Source organism: Paraburkholderia sp. 35.1 (assembly GCF_050436525.1).
Taxonomy (GTDB): domain Bacteria; phylum Pseudomonadota; class Gammaproteobacteria; order Burkholderiales; family Burkholderiaceae; genus Paraburkholderia; species Paraburkholderia tuberum.
On sequence record NZ_JBNDMJ010000002.1, the window covers coordinates 902,934 to 917,562 of the forward strand.

13 protein-coding genes are annotated in these 14,629 nt (G+C 59.8%); 2 read left to right on the forward strand and 11 right to left on the reverse strand.

From position 1 onward, the window contains the following. Window positions 1-613: 613 nt before the first annotated feature. The 4 genes from OKW27_RS10035 to OKW27_RS10050 form a co-directional block, all read right to left on the reverse strand. Window positions 614-1,825: an ATP-binding protein gene (locus OKW27_RS10035; protein WP_429333365.1), complete on the reverse strand. Its 1,212-nt coding sequence runs from the start codon at window positions 1,823-1,825 to the stop codon at window positions 614-616. A 2-nt stretch (window positions 1,826-1,827) separates the two neighbouring features. After that, window positions 1,828-4,515 (reverse strand): TrlF family AAA-like ATPase, encoded by a 2,688-nt coding sequence (locus OKW27_RS10040; RefSeq protein ID WP_429333366.1) that lies wholly within the window; start codon window positions 4,513-4,515, stop codon window positions 1,828-1,830. A gap of 46 nt (window positions 4,516-4,561) precedes the next feature. Next, window positions 4,562-4,756, reverse strand: coding sequence for a CopG family transcriptional regulator (locus OKW27_RS10045; protein ID WP_429333367.1), 195 nt, complete (start codon window positions 4,754-4,756; stop codon window positions 4,562-4,564). 407 nt (window positions 4,757-5,163) lie between these two features. Then, window positions 5,164-5,895 carry an alpha/beta fold hydrolase gene (locus OKW27_RS10050; protein ID WP_429333368.1) on the reverse strand — a complete coding sequence of 244 codons (732 nt, stop codon included), beginning with the start codon at window positions 5,893-5,895 and terminating at the stop codon, window positions 5,164-5,166. Here OKW27_RS10050 and OKW27_RS10055 point away from each other — a divergent pair. Then, window positions 5,894-6,166: a hypothetical protein gene (locus OKW27_RS10055; protein WP_429333369.1), complete on the forward strand. Its 273-nt coding sequence runs from the start codon at window positions 5,894-5,896 to the stop codon at window positions 6,164-6,166. The two genes, OKW27_RS10050 and OKW27_RS10055, sit on opposite strands and share 2 nt — an antisense overlap. 83 nt (window positions 6,167-6,249) lie before the next feature. On the opposite strand, the gene OKW27_RS10060 is transcribed toward OKW27_RS10055, so the two are convergent. From OKW27_RS10060 to OKW27_RS10090, 7 genes are all read right to left on the reverse strand, one after another. After that, window positions 6,250-7,794: an alkaline phosphatase family protein gene (locus OKW27_RS10060; RefSeq protein ID WP_429333370.1), complete on the reverse strand. Its 1,545-nt coding sequence runs from the start codon at window positions 7,792-7,794 to the stop codon at window positions 6,250-6,252. A 151-nt stretch (window positions 7,795-7,945) separates the two neighbouring features. Continuing rightward, on the reverse strand, window positions 7,946-8,638 hold the full coding sequence (locus OKW27_RS10065; protein ID WP_090807513.1) for a hypothetical protein: 693 nt from the start codon (window positions 8,636-8,638) through the stop codon (window positions 7,946-7,948). Beyond that, on the reverse strand, window positions 8,638-9,120 hold the full coding sequence (locus tag OKW27_RS10070; protein WP_429333371.1) for a glycoside hydrolase family 108 protein: 483 nt from the start codon (window positions 9,118-9,120) through the stop codon (window positions 8,638-8,640). The genes OKW27_RS10065 and OKW27_RS10070 overlap by 1 nt, the downstream gene beginning before the upstream one ends. Before the next feature lie 54 nt (window positions 9,121-9,174). Beyond that, window positions 9,175-10,650: a tetratricopeptide repeat protein gene (locus OKW27_RS10075; RefSeq protein WP_429333372.1), complete on the reverse strand. Its 1,476-nt coding sequence runs from the start codon at window positions 10,648-10,650 to the stop codon at window positions 9,175-9,177. A gap of 286 nt (window positions 10,651-10,936) precedes the next feature. After that, on the reverse strand, window positions 10,937-11,800 hold the full coding sequence (locus OKW27_RS10080; protein WP_429333373.1) for an ABC transporter permease: 864 nt from the start codon (window positions 11,798-11,800) through the stop codon (window positions 10,937-10,939). Between the two features lie 16 nt (window positions 11,801-11,816). Beyond that, window positions 11,817-12,611, reverse strand: coding sequence for an ABC transporter ATP-binding protein (locus OKW27_RS10085; RefSeq protein WP_429333374.1), 795 nt, complete (start codon window positions 12,609-12,611; stop codon window positions 11,817-11,819). A gap of 39 nt (window positions 12,612-12,650) precedes the next feature. Further along, the gene (locus tag OKW27_RS10090; protein ID WP_018423693.1) at window positions 12,651-13,670 is read right to left on the reverse strand and encodes an ABC transporter substrate-binding protein; all 1,020 of its coding nucleotides are present in this window, start codon (window positions 13,668-13,670) and stop codon (window positions 12,651-12,653) included. 281 nt (window positions 13,671-13,951) lie between these two features. Between OKW27_RS10090 and OKW27_RS10095 the strand changes: the two genes are divergently transcribed. Next, the gene (locus OKW27_RS10095; protein WP_018423692.1) at window positions 13,952-14,629 is read left to right on the forward strand and encodes a response regulator; all 678 of its coding nucleotides are present in this window, start codon (window positions 13,952-13,954) and stop codon (window positions 14,627-14,629) included.

A 14,629-nucleotide genomic window follows, 5' to 3' on the forward strand; every position in this document is an offset into this window, starting at 1 on the left:
TATTTTCCGAGGCGGACTTCGGAGATATTGGAGGTGGGATGCCCGCGCTGTTGGTGCAATCCTAGCTTGGGCGGTGAAGAGAGGCGATGTCACCTGCATTGCTGGCGAGCCGATTGTCGGCAATCCAGCCATTGACGGTGACTGACCGCAGTTGGCCGACTGCTGCCTGCTGGCGTTCAAGGCTGAATTGCGTCGCCGCCGAGGATCTGCATCAGAGTCTTCGCGTTACGCTGCCCTTGGTCCTCGTAATTGTTGTTCGCTACACCGACAACCGTTACCGGCGACGACGGAGGACCGTGAACGACCCGGAAGCGTCGTTCGGATTCGGGCTTTGGCAATGACCGCAAAGTATAGCTGTCGATTGCCCCATGAAGTTGATCGGGGCGTTAATCGGTCCCAGTTGCTGTCCCGGTGTTAGGCGCGCGCTCAAGATGAACACCCCTGTCCGACCTCATATTGAGCGCGCCATAACGCTATCCGAATCTTGTCCAATTTTTGGCTCACTGCTACTCGCTTGCTATTGCACATACATCCACATCCCGTATCACTAAAAATACCATGCTCATCATTGCATTCCACTATGACAGAATGGATCACTCACCGGCCGCCCGGCTTACCGGAGAAGTCGAACAGTGAAACGTTCTCCATCCTCGATCAGTTCTGGTTCGGTCCCATTGTGTTCTCGCATACATTTCACAATTTTGCGCGGAACACCCATGCCGGAATGTTCAAGGTATCCGTAGTCGCGCATAATGTCTTTGAGAAGTTGATTTCGCGCGGCGCGGCAGCCAGTAAGCATTCGTGCGGGTGTAATGCCGTTAGGCAAGCGGCCAGGAGAAGTGACTTCTAGCCGATCCTCATAGATCGAAAGCTCAATATCGGTGCTGGAAAGCAAATAGTCTCGATGCACCAGGGCGTTAACGATCGCCTCGCGAACAGCCTCGACGGGATAGGTCGGGCGGCTTTCGCGCCGCGCGCCGCCCTCCTCGAGTTGCCCGCCAATCGGCGTATTGCGTTGGACGAATGCAATGGCTTGCTCCACAAGACCGGCATCAACGATCTCGTCGGCATTGTTTAGCAAAGGAGACATAGGTCCCCGCAAAGCAGCTCTTTCACGGGCCGCGTAGTCTTTTTCTACGCCCGGATAAGCGACGGCATCGATGCCGGCTTGTGGCAGGAATCGATTTGGTGTCCGGCCGAACAGAAGAACGCCAGAAACAGTAATACCGTCCTCGACCATGATTTCCGTATTAAAGAGTAAGGTCTTCCACGCAGATTCATCATTGATATCCGGCGCATCTTGCCCTCTCACGTATACGAAATAATTCGATAGACGCCGCATGTCCAAATCGTCCAAGGTTGCGCCGGATACGGGTCGCAGTTCGGCACGGAAGCTGCCACGCTGCTGAAAAAGCCGGCCGAGTTCCTCCGGAGTTGGCTCGCGACTCTGGGTTCCAACTCGGATAAAATACGCATTCCTGTTGTTGTGCCAAAGGGTATGAACATCAAATCCGCGTGAAACACGCACAATCGCAACGTCCTTTCCCGGCTCAACGTCTTTGATCTGCTCGTAGAACGGAATCAGCCCTGGTCGTATTTTGTCTCGGCAGGCTGTCATAACCCACTCTTCTAGGCGTTGCCGCGTGATGCCGCTGATGCTTCCGTCATCCTCAACCCCCAACAAGACGATCCCGCCCTCAAGGTTGGAGAAGGCGACGAGTTCTTTCGCCAAGTCATGGTTTTGAATATCGTCACGCTTGAATTCGACGCCTGAGCTTTCGCCATTGCGGATGATTTCAAGCAATTCGGTGTGGGTCATGGTCATATCTAAAATCCATATTTCTGGCGGCGCATCTCAAAAGCGGCCTTACCGCCTTCAAGGATTTCTTCCACCATCTCGCGGACAGGCGCCATATCAATCGAGCCCACGTGCCGTTCGTTGATGCGCCCTTGAACAGCCTCATTTTGAACGCCGGTCGAAAGGCCGATAATTAGCTCGGCGTCGCCAAGCACAGGGATATTGGCATTGTGCGTCGAAAAGACGAATTGTCGCTTACGCTTTTCGTCCTTCATTGTCGGCACAACGCCTTCCGTGATGAAGCGATTGTCGAGATCGTCCTCGGGCTGATCTACGACGAGAGGGGCTTCCGACTCCAACAGCAGAAGCAGGAGAACGGCCGTTGCCTTTTGGCCGGTCGAGAGGGCCTCAATCGTTTGCCACGTTTCCGGGCCGCCTTCGGAGGAGGTGTTTAGCTCCATCTTGGTAGTCGCGGGCAACTCCAGCTCTTCCAGCCGCATGAAAATATCAGGCCCTGCCTGGGCAAGGCGCTCAGCAGCGGCGGGCGGAATGCTGTAGTTACTGACGAGCGAATCTTTACCCTCACGGCAGCGTTGCGCGAAGTCCAACAGCGACAGGGTATCGCGGCTTTTTAAGCGTTCCAGCAGTGCTGCAAGATTTCCGCCAATTTCATCACGCAAAAGCTTTTCTAGCGGTTCACGATTGCCGCCCATCGTAACCGCGGCCCGCACCCGGCCATACAGCTTTTTGGAGACACGCTTGGCTGCCTTCTCCAAGGCGCGATACTCGGCGGACTGGAGGTTGACCCACTCATCGAGCAAGTTGCGCCGATTTTGCTCGTACGCGACCAAGTCACGAGTGAGCGCTTCCTTTTTTTCCCGAAGCGGCCTTAATTCCTCGATCTGCCGGCGCAGACGGATGAACTCCTCGCCGTCAATCTTGGACTTCTGAAGTTCGCGCAAGAGGGCTTGGTAAGTGGCTTCTGCTGTTTGCTTGCGTTCGTCCCAACGGCTACGCAAGGCCGACAGGTTAATATCGGAGGTGGAAAGCGCCTGTTCAATCTGTCCGGCAATCGTTTGAAGTTGCGCGGTCACTTGGTCGAGAATCGCTGCACCCTCTAGCAGCATCTCACGGTTCGGGAGGCCTTCCAACGCCTTGGCGGATAGGAAAGCAGTATCGATCGGCAGAAGTCCGGCCAGTTCCTCGCGCAACGTCGAAACTGGAGACAGCCTTTCTTTGATGGTCCCCAAAATTCGCTCCTCCCGTACTAGGAGACTCTTCTCCTTCAATCGCTCTTCCAAACCAGCGTCCTGAAATCGCTTTTGCGTTTCTTCCAGGCTCGGCAAAAGGCTAAGGCGCTCCTCGATCAGCTTGATTTCCCGTTGCACATCATCGATCCGGCCGCGTGACCGTTCGAGTTCCAGGCGCAATTTCGCTTTTTGGGCGCCGGCATTCGGATCACGCTCGACAAATCGCTCCAACAGGAGCGTAAGCTTCTGTCGGCTCTTGGTTAGTTCAGAGATTTCGTGTTGGCCGAATATCTCAACGCCCGGTGCCACATCAAGAGGCGACAGGTTTAGAACGTTACCAAGCTCGTCCTTGACCACAGGCGGGTTGGGTATCGTCCGCTCGATCGTGTAATCATGCCTGGCGGGATGATGTGACCGCACGAGCAACGAGATCTTGGTACCACTTTTCAGGACGTGCTTCAGAACGCCTTGGTGGGCCTTGTTTGCCTCTTCTCCAATGGGATCGATGGCAAGGGCGTAGCGAAGGCTCTCGATGACCGTCGATTTCCCCGTGCCCCGCCCCCCCACCAGCACATTCAGGTTGCCGTTGAAATGCAGGCGCGTTCCGTCAAGGAATCCGCCTTCCCAAGTCATGGCGATGAACTCGGCATGGGGCTCGGGGTGGGGAGCGCGGTGCAGGCGTATCCGAGAGTCTGGATCGAGAAACGCTTGACGTAGGCCCTCTACCGACAGAGCCGACATTTTGATAAAGCAGCTTGATCGTGGCTCAGCCAATTCCTCTGGGCTGTTCACATCGGATGCATTGATAATGGCGACGCGTCGTTCTCGCCTATGCGCCGCATCCTTGTTCTCCAAGATGGCGCGCACGTTTTGCGGAGCGTCGTCAACTGCTCCAGGCAGGGCGCAGGCGTAGAGATCAGCGGATTTCCACGCATTCATGCGCGGCTGCCCCTCAAGGGTAGCCAACAGGCCGTTGTCTGCGGCGACGTGGGCGGCGATTGCGATGCCACCCTGATGGTGTACGCAGGCCAGTAGATCAAGGCAGTTCTTGTCGCCTAGTGGTGAGAGCGCTGCGTGATCGCGCACGCCCATTTCGCCAATAAAACGTTCCAGGAGATTGTCTTTGTCAGGATCATAGAGGCATAGAAAATGAACGCCATCACTGGTTGCCGCCTCGAAGCCGCCAAACGCGAAAATGCCAGCCGCCCGAACCGCATTGATTAGGCCAAAGGAATCACTAACGCGGTAGTGATCAGTGATGGCAATCGCTTCGATGCCATTGTTATGACAAGCCTCGATGATCGCGGCGTTATAGTCCGCCTCGTTTTGAAACGCGGACCGCTTGGCATGGCGAACGTGGTAAGCAAACGGGTTAACCTGAAGAGCGCAGCGATAAAAACGCGCGCCATTCGGCTGCTTCAGCGCTTGATTGAGCGCCTGAGATCGTGTCATATCGTTTTGCATCATCCCCATGTCCTGCTTGCAATTCAAGCTTATTCGCTCTGGTTCAGCATTAACCCGCATTCGGCAATTGATCGGAGACGTACTTTTCGGCAGCATCGCGGATAACCCAAGCGATGGAGACCTTCTTCTGCAAGGCGATGTGTTCGAGAAGACGATACAACTCGGGCGGAAAACTCACCGAGGCACGAACCGCCGCATCGCCCCTCGCTCTTACCCCTTCCTTATTCCTGCCGATTGTCATCATGAGTTCCGTTGGCTAAGATGCACCACTTTACACCATTATGATGCAATTCTCAGTGTGCTGCCGACGTTCGCAAGTATGGACCATGACAGCGGCACTCCGCGCCGGCGGGGCGTGAAGAAGGCTGGACGTAGCTAGCGTGGTGGATGTTGCGGGCAAAGTGGGGCATGTGTGCAGCCGCACTACCTCGGTGTGTCGGCCCAAGTCCTGTAGTTGCCTTGTCACAGGCCGTACATGCCCCAAACGGGTGATGATGTGACCTTCGTCTTTGCATGCCGAATGGCTGCTTGCTGAGAGGAACAGGCGTCTGAACGTCAGAGCGACGGCATAAGCGAACGACGCGTCTTGGCCGCACTGTGCCTGTCGCGTCGCGGCGACTGTCGCCCCCCACGTGATCCGCAGCAGCCGACCTATTCTGCCAAGAATCGCTTGATCGCTGCTGAAAATTCGACATCGTTGTCGAGCATCATCAGATGGCCGCTGTTGGCAATCGTGTAATCTCCAGCGCATTTTTTCGATGCCCAGTCTGGTACGTTCCAGCCTTTGCGGGAGTGCTCACCGGACAGCAAATACACCGGATGCCGATCGAAGACCTGCTCGAGCAATCTTAGGTAATCATCTTTTCCCGTCGTCGTGACTACAGATTGACCCATTGCGCGGAGAGTGGATGCTGGCTGATGAGCAAGCCACCGGGCGGCGATCTCGCCGACATACGGCGCAGATGTAGTAACGGAACTGCTGATCCAGGCTAGTGGGTCAGCACGAAAATCTGCCAGCATGGCGTCAGCCTCGCTCTGGTTCATCCGTCCTACCGACGCGGACCAGAACGCATCCTCCAACGTGAAATTCCCTTCGGCATTGACGATCCTGCGGATGTACTCAGGGTAGGTCCGAGCGAACAACATAGCGATCGCACCACCAACGGAATGACCAACTACGTCAACTGGTTTGCTTCCAAAACGGGCATCCACGAACGCTCGCAGATGCTCGACTTGGCCCGGTAGGGATATGGCATTGAACGGAACGTTTTGGTGCTCGCCGTACCCAAGCAGATCGGGCGCGGCATGCGGCAACTCGTATCCGGTGACGTCGAGCGTACCGATGAAGCCGTGAACGAAAACGACAGGAGGAACGTTGCTCATGCTTGTTAGATGGGAACTGTTTGAAGTCGTCGGGCCGGCATCTCGATGCGACGAGTGGCGAGCCGTTGAGGAAATTGTCAACGGTTTTGATCACCGTGTCGACTGTCTGTTTGTGGCCGTTGTTCGCGCGATAGCGCTTGTCGCCGGGAAAATAGCCGGCGGTGCTGCGCTGCGGCGGTCCGAACCGAAACTCCCAGTTTCTATGGCACGATTCACCGTCCGCTTCACTGATACCGTCACTGCCAACCGGCCACTGCGTCAAGACGATTGAAATAGTCGAAGAAATCCAAAGTCCCCGATTTCACGAACTCTGGCATCCGGCAACGTTCCGCACTACCACCGCTTTGCGGCGTGCTATTTCTCCGAGACCGGATTGACGGGCAAGGCCGTTTCTTCCGCATCGTTTCGCGCGATGCCCGGCGTCGCCTCACGGACCGATTGCCGCAAGCGCGTGAACGCCTGGCTCGTGCGTGCATCGCGTTGGTCGCGTGCGTCGTAGAAGTCCTTGCTGAGCCACTGGCCGAGACTCATCATCAGCGAGCCCAACGCGCTCTTGAAGCGCACCCATGCGTTGCCGGTGCGCGCCAGTTGCGCGGCCGCCTCGACCGCCTCGGCGGCGAGCCGGTCCAGTTCCGCGTGCAGATAGTCGGCGAAATGATGCAGGCCATGCTGATTGCCATTCGACGATTTGCGTTCCAGTTCGACGTGCTGCGCAATCAGCGATTGATTGGGCACGCGAATAAACGGAGGCGTATCGGTGCGCGCGCCGCCGCCACGGCGAATCGCCACACCGAGGTTCGCGGACGCCTCGGTGCGCTTGCCGAGCGGTGGCATTTGCCACTTGTCGCACAGGTACTTCAGCAGGCTGCAATGATCGAATCGTTCGTTGCACACGCCGGCTTCGCACCACGGTGACACCAGGATGGCGGGAACACGCACGCCGAGTCGTTTGAAATCGAAGCTCGCGGTGTGGTCGTCGGGTGCGAGCACGTCGGCCGGCGGCGATACGTGGTCGTAGAAACCGCCGTGCTCATCGTAGAGGACCACCAGTAACGTGCGTTCCCACAGCGCCTGATTCGAGCGCAGCGCATTGTAGGTATCCGCGATCAGCTTCTCTGCCTTCATGATGTTGTGCGGCGGATGATCGTCGTTCTGCGCTTCGCCGAAGTACTTCGGCTCGATCAGTACGAATTGCGGAAACTGACTGGCGGGTCCCGCTGCGTCCTCGAAGAATTTATCGAAAGAGCGGTAATTCGCGAGGTTTTCCGCGCGTCGCTGGTTCTTCAGCAGCAACGAGGCGGGGAAGTCGTAGAAATAGACGCTCCACGTTTCGCGCGCGGCGTTCAGCCGATCGAAAATCGTGTCCTGATCCTGCTCGGTGTACCAGTGCGGATTGAGCCCGTCGAGTCCCGAAGGCATTTCGATCTCGCCTTTCGACGTACCCGTCAGCGCGAAAAAACGGTTGGGCCACGTCGGCCCCGGCAATGACGAGAACCACCGGTCGCAAACGGTGAATTGCGAACCGAGCGTGTGCAGCGCGGGCAGAAAGCCGAGCGGGTAATAGCCCATCACCTCTTGCCGCGCGGCGAGGCTGCTCTTCGGGTAGTCGTTCACGAACGTACGCACGAAACCGCTGTTGTCGGCGGCGATCTGTTCCATCACGGCCTTGTGCTCGTGATTCGGATCGTGCTTCATCTGCCGCTCGCGCGTTTCACGCGGATAGAAGGTGTGGCCTTGACCGTCGGCGTTCGATTTGCCGGCCGCGTTGCGCACGCCGTCCAGTTTGTCGTGCACGGCGTCGAGGCAGCCGAGCATCTGGTCAAACGAGTGATTCTCCATCAACAGTAGCACGACGTGTTCGATCGGATCGTTCTGCGCGTTCTGCTCGACGTCACTCATCTTTTATCGCTCCACTCGGGACGGGATGGACTTCGCGTTGCCAACTTAGCGCAAAACGCGCGCCGGCGAAAGAGCCCTGCTTTGATGCGGACATGCACGCGACGGTCAATGTACTTCGTCGCGTGCATGACTCGCTTAGCGTAGCATCGACTCAACTGCCGCCCGAGAAGATCGGACCTTGCCCGCCCGGCGCGAACGATGGGAAGTGGTCGCCGGACGGCGCGGCCGCCGCCGGTGCGTGCGCTCCCGACTGCGACGCCGGTTCGCGCAACGTCAACGCGCTATCGGCCGTGATCGGCACGCTCGGCTTCGCGAGCAGCTCGGTCTTGCGCATCGAGCCGACCGACGTGCCGAAGTAATAGCCGATGATGCTGATCCACGCGGTTCCCAACGCGCCGACGATCACGTTGACGAGATCCTTGTTGGTACCCGGCAAAGGCTGGAACGCCATCAGCAGCAAAATGCCGAAGAAGCCGGTGGTGACCGCCATCGCGAGCACCTTCGGGACCCAGTCGCGATTGGCGACACCCATCGCGCGTGCATTCGCGGTGTCGCTCGTGGCGATGCGGGCCATGTCGGCGTCGTGCGCGAGGCTCGACTGCGCGGCCGTCACCATCAACTGCTGCAATTGCAGCGAATTCGCGCTTTCGGCCTGGCGAAGTTTTTCGAGTGCGCCGGGGTCGTTCAACGCGGGTTCCACGAAGGCCGGGTCGCTCGGCGTGCCGAGCGCGTGCGAGATGATCGCGGCGGCAGCGGTCACGCCGAGGCCGACCGGCCCCCCTACGAGCCCGGCGAGAAGCGGGGCGGTGCTGTTGATATTCTTCGCAACTTTAGACCAGTCCATCATGCTGCTCCCAGGAGAAGATTGGCTGCCATGCGTTCGGTCCAGCCGCGGCTGAAATTCGGCCACGAATGCAGGTTCCGCAGGTAGCGCAGACGATACGCGGCGAAGCGCATCACGAACTTCATCGGATCGGCGTTCTTGACCGCATCGAGCGTGTCGGGGCCGAACTTGCCGTCCTCCCTGGCGCCGGACGCTTTCTGCATCCACAGCACGACGAGGCCGCCGTTGTAGTTCGCATCGAAAATCTGGAAAGCCACGCGCGGATCGAGTTCGTCGAGATGCAACGGGTCCCAGTACCTGCGCTTGGCGATCCGATGGGCGGTATCGAGCGGCAGGTCTTTCATCGCGCCGTTATAGCCCTCACTGCGCGCGACGCGCGCCGTCACACCCCACATCGTTTCGCCGCCTGGATCGGCCGGATTGAAGCTGTACCCGCCTTCGTTTCCGATCAAGGCTTTGAATGCATCTTCGAAGCTGTCCATCGAACTGTCTCCTGTTCGGCTGTGTTGCCAACTCAAATGGCGAATGCGCGCGGCTCAGGCCGCTCGCATCGCCCGTCCTACGGCGTCGCGTACCGTATCGAGCGAGGCCCGAAGCGGGTACGACGTCATGGGATTCGAAACGGGCTTGACGTGCAGCTCAGGCCTCGATGTCCGGGTGTCGGCTTCGTCGGGCGATGCGTCCGTCGAGAGCGCCAGCTCGCGTTCGCGCGCCGACAACGTGCCGGCGTCGCGCTGCAATGCCTGTGCATACTTGCGCGCGGCCTCGCGCAGCGCGCCTTTGTGTTCCAGCGCGTGGCCCCATTCCACATAGGACGGCGCGAGATCGGGACGCAACGCGACGGCGTGCGACAGCTTGTCGATCGCTTCGTCGTCGTGGCCGGTTTTGACGAGCGCCTCGGCCCAGTCGTGCAGCGTGTCGACGGAGTCGGGGTTCATCTCGGCGGCCTGCCTGAATGCTTCGAGTGCTTCGCGATCGTGCTTCTTCGAATGCAACAGCACGTCGCCGAGCAGTCGCAGGTTTTCAGCGGTGCGCGACTTTTCCTTCGCGCCGGCCCGCAGTTCTTTTACCGCATCGTCGATGCGGTTCTGCTGTTCGAGTGCAATGCCGAGACTCGCGCGCAGCACCGCCGAGTGCTTGTATTGGGTCAATGCTTCGCGGATCTGCTGCTCGGCTTCTGTCGAGCGCTGCTGACTGTCGAGCAACCACGCCTTGCCCGCGACTGCCCATTGGGCTTGCTCGGATGATGGCAACGCGAGGACTTCGTCATAGATCCCGACGATCTCGCGATAGTCACATTGCGCGAGCGAGCATTTGGTCCTTTGCACCTGCGTGAACAGATGACTGGCGAGGATGTTAGGTTCGGCGAGGCGCATCGCCGTGACGGCGATGTCGCGCACGAGCTTTTCGAGGTCGCGCCCTTCGAACGGCACCGTGCTTTCGCGGCCGTTGAACGGTCCGTGTTCTATCTGCACGTGCGCGACGTATGAATCCGGGCTGTTATTCGTCTTCGTGATGCCGATGTGCACGGCGACATCGTCGCGTTTGAGCACGCCTTTGATGAAGCGCACCGTCGTCGCATACGACATTTCCTGACCCGGAATCTGGATGTCCTGTTGCGCGTCGTTGCTGGTCATCGTGTCGTGCGGAATCGATTCGGCATCCTGGCCGATTTCCTTCATCGCCGACATGATCCGCTCGGCGAGAAAGTTCGCTGTATAGCCGCGCTCGGTCAGCGTTTGCGGTGTCTCCACCGGCGGTACCAGCAATTGACGCGCGAGCACGCCGCGCACGACGAGGCAGATGGAGCCGATCGTCAGTAAGATGAACAACCAGGGCAAGACATACGGCCAGAGGCGTTTCGGTCCGCGGCCGATCACACGGGCGGTGTGCAAGCCGAACAGCACGAATCCGCTCGAATGATGACGATCGCGGCGATTCGCGGTGTGGGCGCGCCTGAACGGGCCGCCGTACCCGTTGGTTGACCGGCGTTGACTCTGTGCACTCGACATGACTCACCTCGCTTCGATCCGCGATCGATGTTGGCGATCGCCTGACTTGCGCGGTGGGGTATGCATCGAGCGTGCCATAGCGCATGGAACGGGCTGGCAGCCGGATGTTGGCTTCTGGTAGGGGATTGAAAGAAAGAAGTGTTGCGAGGTGGCCAACGTATTGCGAAAAACAGTTTGCTGGCGGGAGACAGGATGTGCGTTAGCAAATAAAAATGCCGCTCAGTCCAGAAGACTGAGCGGCATCGGTGCAGCGAACTACTGTTTGTGGACTCTGCGCTGCCGTGGCTTAAACCGAACTCGGCCGCCACTTCAACAATCGACTCTCCACCGCGGTCAGCAGGTAGTCGGCGGCAAGCGCGACCACCGCCAGCACGATCATCGCCGCGAACACGCCGGCCGCATTGAACGCGCCCTGGGCGGTGGAGATCAGCAAGCCGATGCCCTGCTTCGAGCCGAGAAACTCGCCGACCACCGCGCCGACCAGTGCAAAGCCGAAGCTCACGTGCAGGCTCGCGAGAATCCAGCTCAGCGCCGACGGAATCACGACCGAGGTCGTCACCTGACGGCGCGACGCGCCGAGAATCTGCGCATTCGCGATCATGTAGCGATCCGCTTCGCGCACGCCCTGGAACGCGTTGGCGAACACGACGAAAAACACCATCACGACCGCGAGCGCGACTTTCGATGCCATGCCGAGCCCGAGCGCGATCACGAACACCGAGCCGAGCACGACGCGCGGGATCGAGTTGGCGATCTTGATGTAGAGGCTGAACACGTCGGAGAGCAGCTTGTTGCGGCCGAGCACGATGCCGCAGAAGATGCCCCCGATCGAACCGATGATGAAGCCGAGCCCCGTTTCCTCGAGCGTGACCCACACCTGCGTGAGCAGCGGCCCTTGCGAGGTACCGTTCACGAACCAGTCGACGATCTGAGCGAAGATCTCGGTCGGCATCGAGAAGAAGAAAGGGTCGATCCACTTCAGGCGCGCGGACAGTTCCCAGCCGCCGAGCACGACCACGAGCAGGAGAATGCGCAGCGAAATCACCAGAACTTGGCGCTGGCGGATCTTCTTCTGCGCAATACGCTCGACGTGAGCGAGCGACGCGGCGTCGATGCCCGAGGGCATCATCTGTTGAGAGGTTGTAGACATGTTTGCCGTTCCTTGATTAACCGATCTGCACTTCTTCGCGCAGGTCATGCCAGATATCGCGCGAAATTTCGATGAAGCGTGAGTCGTAGCGGATCTCCGATGTGACGCGCGGTCGCGGCAGATCGATTTCGTAGACTTTCTTCAGCGTGGCGGGGCGGGCAGTTAGCACGAACACGCGGTCGGCGAGCGCAATCGCTTCTTCGAGGTCGTGCGTGACGAACACGACCGAGCCGGCGCCGCCCCACAATTGCAGCAACTCGTCCTGCATCAATGTGCGCGTCTGCATGTCGAGCGCCGAGAACGGCTCGTCCATCAGCAGGATTTCCGGCTTGTTGATGAAGGTCTGCGCAAGCGCGACGCGCTTGCGCATGCCGCCGGACAGTTGATGCGGATAGTGCTTGCCGAACTTGTCGAGGCCCACGCGGCGCAGCCATTCGTTTGCTTCATCGTAAGCGGCCGATTTCGAGCGGCCGCGATACAGCGGACCCGCCGCGACGTTGTCGAGCACCGAGCGCCACGGAAACACCGCATCGGCCTGAAACACGAAACCGATGCGCGGATCGATGCCGTCCACCGACACGCCCATCACGCGCACTTCGCCGGTGGTCGGCTTCAGCAAGCCGGTGATCATGCTGAGCGTGGTGGACTTGCCGCAGCCGGTCGGGCCGACCACCGCGACGAATTCGCCGCGTGCCACCGACATGCTGAAGTCGCGCAGCGCGATCGTGGCCTTGCCGTCCGGGGAAATGAAACGGCACGACACGTTGCGCATTTCGATCGCTGGCGTCTCGCGTGACATAGGTTGATTCATCGGCGGGTGCCTCGCAGTTCTGTGAAGATGAAAGAAGCGTTACTTCGACGCGGTCTTGACCGGCGCCGACACGTAGTCGTTGGTGTAGGTCTTGGCGAGATCGATATGCTTGCCCTTCACCGACGGATTGAATGCGGACAGCACCTTCAGCACCGTATCCGGGCCGTCGGCGGGCATCTTGCCGTCCTTCGTGAACATCGGCAGCGACGCCTTCAGCGCGTTCACGTACAGGTCCTTGTTGTTGCCGTAGTAGTCTTTCGGCATCTGCGCGGCGATGTCCTCGGCGCTATGCGTCGCGATGTAGTTCAGCGTCTTCGCGAACGCATGCGAGAGCTTCGCGGCCTCGTCCTTGTGCGCTTCGGCCCACGCGCGCTGCACGTAGAAGCTCGAAGCGGGGTAGGTGCCGCCGAGCGCGGCGCGCGTACCGTCCACGTTGCGCATGTCGACCAGCACCTTCGCGTCGCCGGTCTTCAGCAGTTGCGAGACGGTCGGCTCGGTGGTCATGCCGGCGTCGATGCGGCCTTGCTTGACGGCGGCGATGAAGCTGTTGTCCGCGCCGACCGGCAACATCGTGTATTGCGTCGACGGCACGCCCGCGCGCTGCGCGAGGTACTGCGTGAGGAAGCTGGTCGACGAACCGAGGCCGGTCACGCCGAGCGTCTTGCCTTTGACGTCGGCCATGCTCTTCAGCGAATCGGCCGCCTTCGTCGAGACCATTTCTACTTCGCCCGGCACCTGGCCGAAGACGACGAGCGCCTGCACTTCCTTGCCCTTGCTCTGCAGGTCGATCGTATGATCGTAGAAGCCGACCACGCCTTGCACCGCGCCCGCGAGCAGTTCGTTCTCCGCATCGACGCCGGCCGGCTGCGACAGGATCTCGACGTCGAGGCCTTCGTCCTTGAAGTAACCGAGCTGCTCGGTGAGCTTGGCCGGCAGATAGATGATCTTGGTGGCGCCGCCGACCATGATCGTGATCTTCTCGGCGTGAGCGGCGGCCGATGCGGCGGCAAGGGCGAACGCAACTCCTGATACAGCGGCAATCTGGCGCAAGGTACGCATGAAGCAGTCTCCTTAGGTGGGTCGCCGCGACCCCGTGGTGCGCGGCGCTTTTCTGGGTCAATGGAGGCGATTATAGAAACGCGAAACCTTCTGGCAGCTTTCGGGGTTTGGCGCGAAACATGGGTGTTAACCCGAAAATGCGCCGAAAATGCGCCGACATTGCGCGCGGATCGGCACCGCGCTCGCGGCGGGCACTGGACGTATGCGGCACACCACACGGTATGCGCGCGGCCCCCTTGTTTTAAGGCACAATCGACGACCTGACTTTTGCCGTTGCCGCCATGAAGCTGCTGCTGATCGAAGACAACCCCACGCTTGCGCACTGGCTCGCGAAGATGCTGGAGCAGGAGGCCTTCGCGCTCGACGCCGTGCAGGACGGCGATGAAGCCGACCGCCTGCTGCGCACCAATCACTACGACGTGATCCTGCTCGACCTGAACCTGCCGAAGCTGTCGGGCAAGAACGTGCTGCGCCGGCTGCGTCAGCGTGGCGACGCGACGCCGGTGCTGATCCTCACCGCGAGCGGCTCGATCGACGAGAAGGTGGAGCTGCTCGGCGCCGGCGCCGACGACTATCTGGTGAAGCCGTTCGAAGTGCGCGAGCTGATCGCGCGCATCAAGGTGGCGATTCGGCGGCAGTCGCCGTCGAAAGCGGGCGAGGTGGTGTGCGGCGATCTGTCGTTCGACATCGACACGCGCCAGTTCACGCTGAAGGGCGCGCCGCTGAACGTGACGCCGCGCGAGCGCTCGGTGCTCGAAGCGCTGATCCTGCGCCTCGGCAAGACAGTGACGAAGCCGGCGCTCGTCGATGCGATCTTCACGCTCGCCGACGAGCCGAGCGAGGATGCGGTCGAGATCTACATTTCGCGTCTGCGCAAGAAGCTCGATGGCAGCTCGGCCGCGATCGTCACGCTGCGCGGGCTCGGCTATCTGCTGCGCAAGCGGGAAGACGACCAGTAA

Coding starts and splice junctions, on each gene's coding strand:
- OKW27_RS10035 (WP_429333365.1), bottom strand. CDS start 1,825: ATGACCATGACCCACACCGAATTGCTTGAAATCATCCGCAATGGCGAA.
- OKW27_RS10040 (WP_429333366.1), bottom strand. CDS start 4,515: ATGATGCAAAACGATATGACACGATCTCAGGCGCTCAATCAAGCGCTG.
- OKW27_RS10045 (WP_429333367.1), bottom strand. CDS start 4,756: ATGATGACAATCGGCAGGAATAAGGAAGGGGTAAGAGCGAGGGGCGAT.
- OKW27_RS10055 (WP_429333369.1), top strand. CDS start 5,894: ATGCTTGTTAGATGGGAACTGTTTGAAGTCGTCGGGCCGGCATCTCGA.
- OKW27_RS10050 (WP_429333368.1), bottom strand. CDS start 5,895: ATGAGCAACGTTCCTCCTGTCGTTTTCGTTCACGGCTTCATCGGTACG.
- OKW27_RS10060 (WP_429333370.1), bottom strand. CDS start 7,794: ATGAGTGACGTCGAGCAGAACGCGCAGAACGATCCGATCGAACACGTC.
- OKW27_RS10065 (WP_090807513.1), bottom strand. CDS start 8,638: ATGGACTGGTCTAAAGTTGCGAAGAATATCAACAGCACCGCCCCGCTT.
- OKW27_RS10070 (WP_429333371.1), bottom strand. CDS start 9,120: ATGGACAGCTTCGAAGATGCATTCAAAGCCTTGATCGGAAACGAAGGC.
- OKW27_RS10075 (WP_429333372.1), bottom strand. CDS start 10,650: ATGTCGAGTGCACAGAGTCAACGCCGGTCAACCAACGGGTACGGCGGC.
- OKW27_RS10080 (WP_429333373.1), bottom strand. CDS start 11,800: ATGTCTACAACCTCTCAACAGATGATGCCCTCGGGCATCGACGCCGCG.
- OKW27_RS10085 (WP_429333374.1), bottom strand. CDS start 12,611: ATGAATCAACCTATGTCACGCGAGACGCCAGCGATCGAAATGCGCAAC.
- OKW27_RS10090 (WP_018423693.1), bottom strand. CDS start 13,670: ATGCGTACCTTGCGCCAGATTGCCGCTGTATCAGGAGTTGCGTTCGCC.
- OKW27_RS10095 (WP_018423692.1), top strand. CDS start 13,952: ATGAAGCTGCTGCTGATCGAAGACAACCCCACGCTTGCGCACTGGCTC.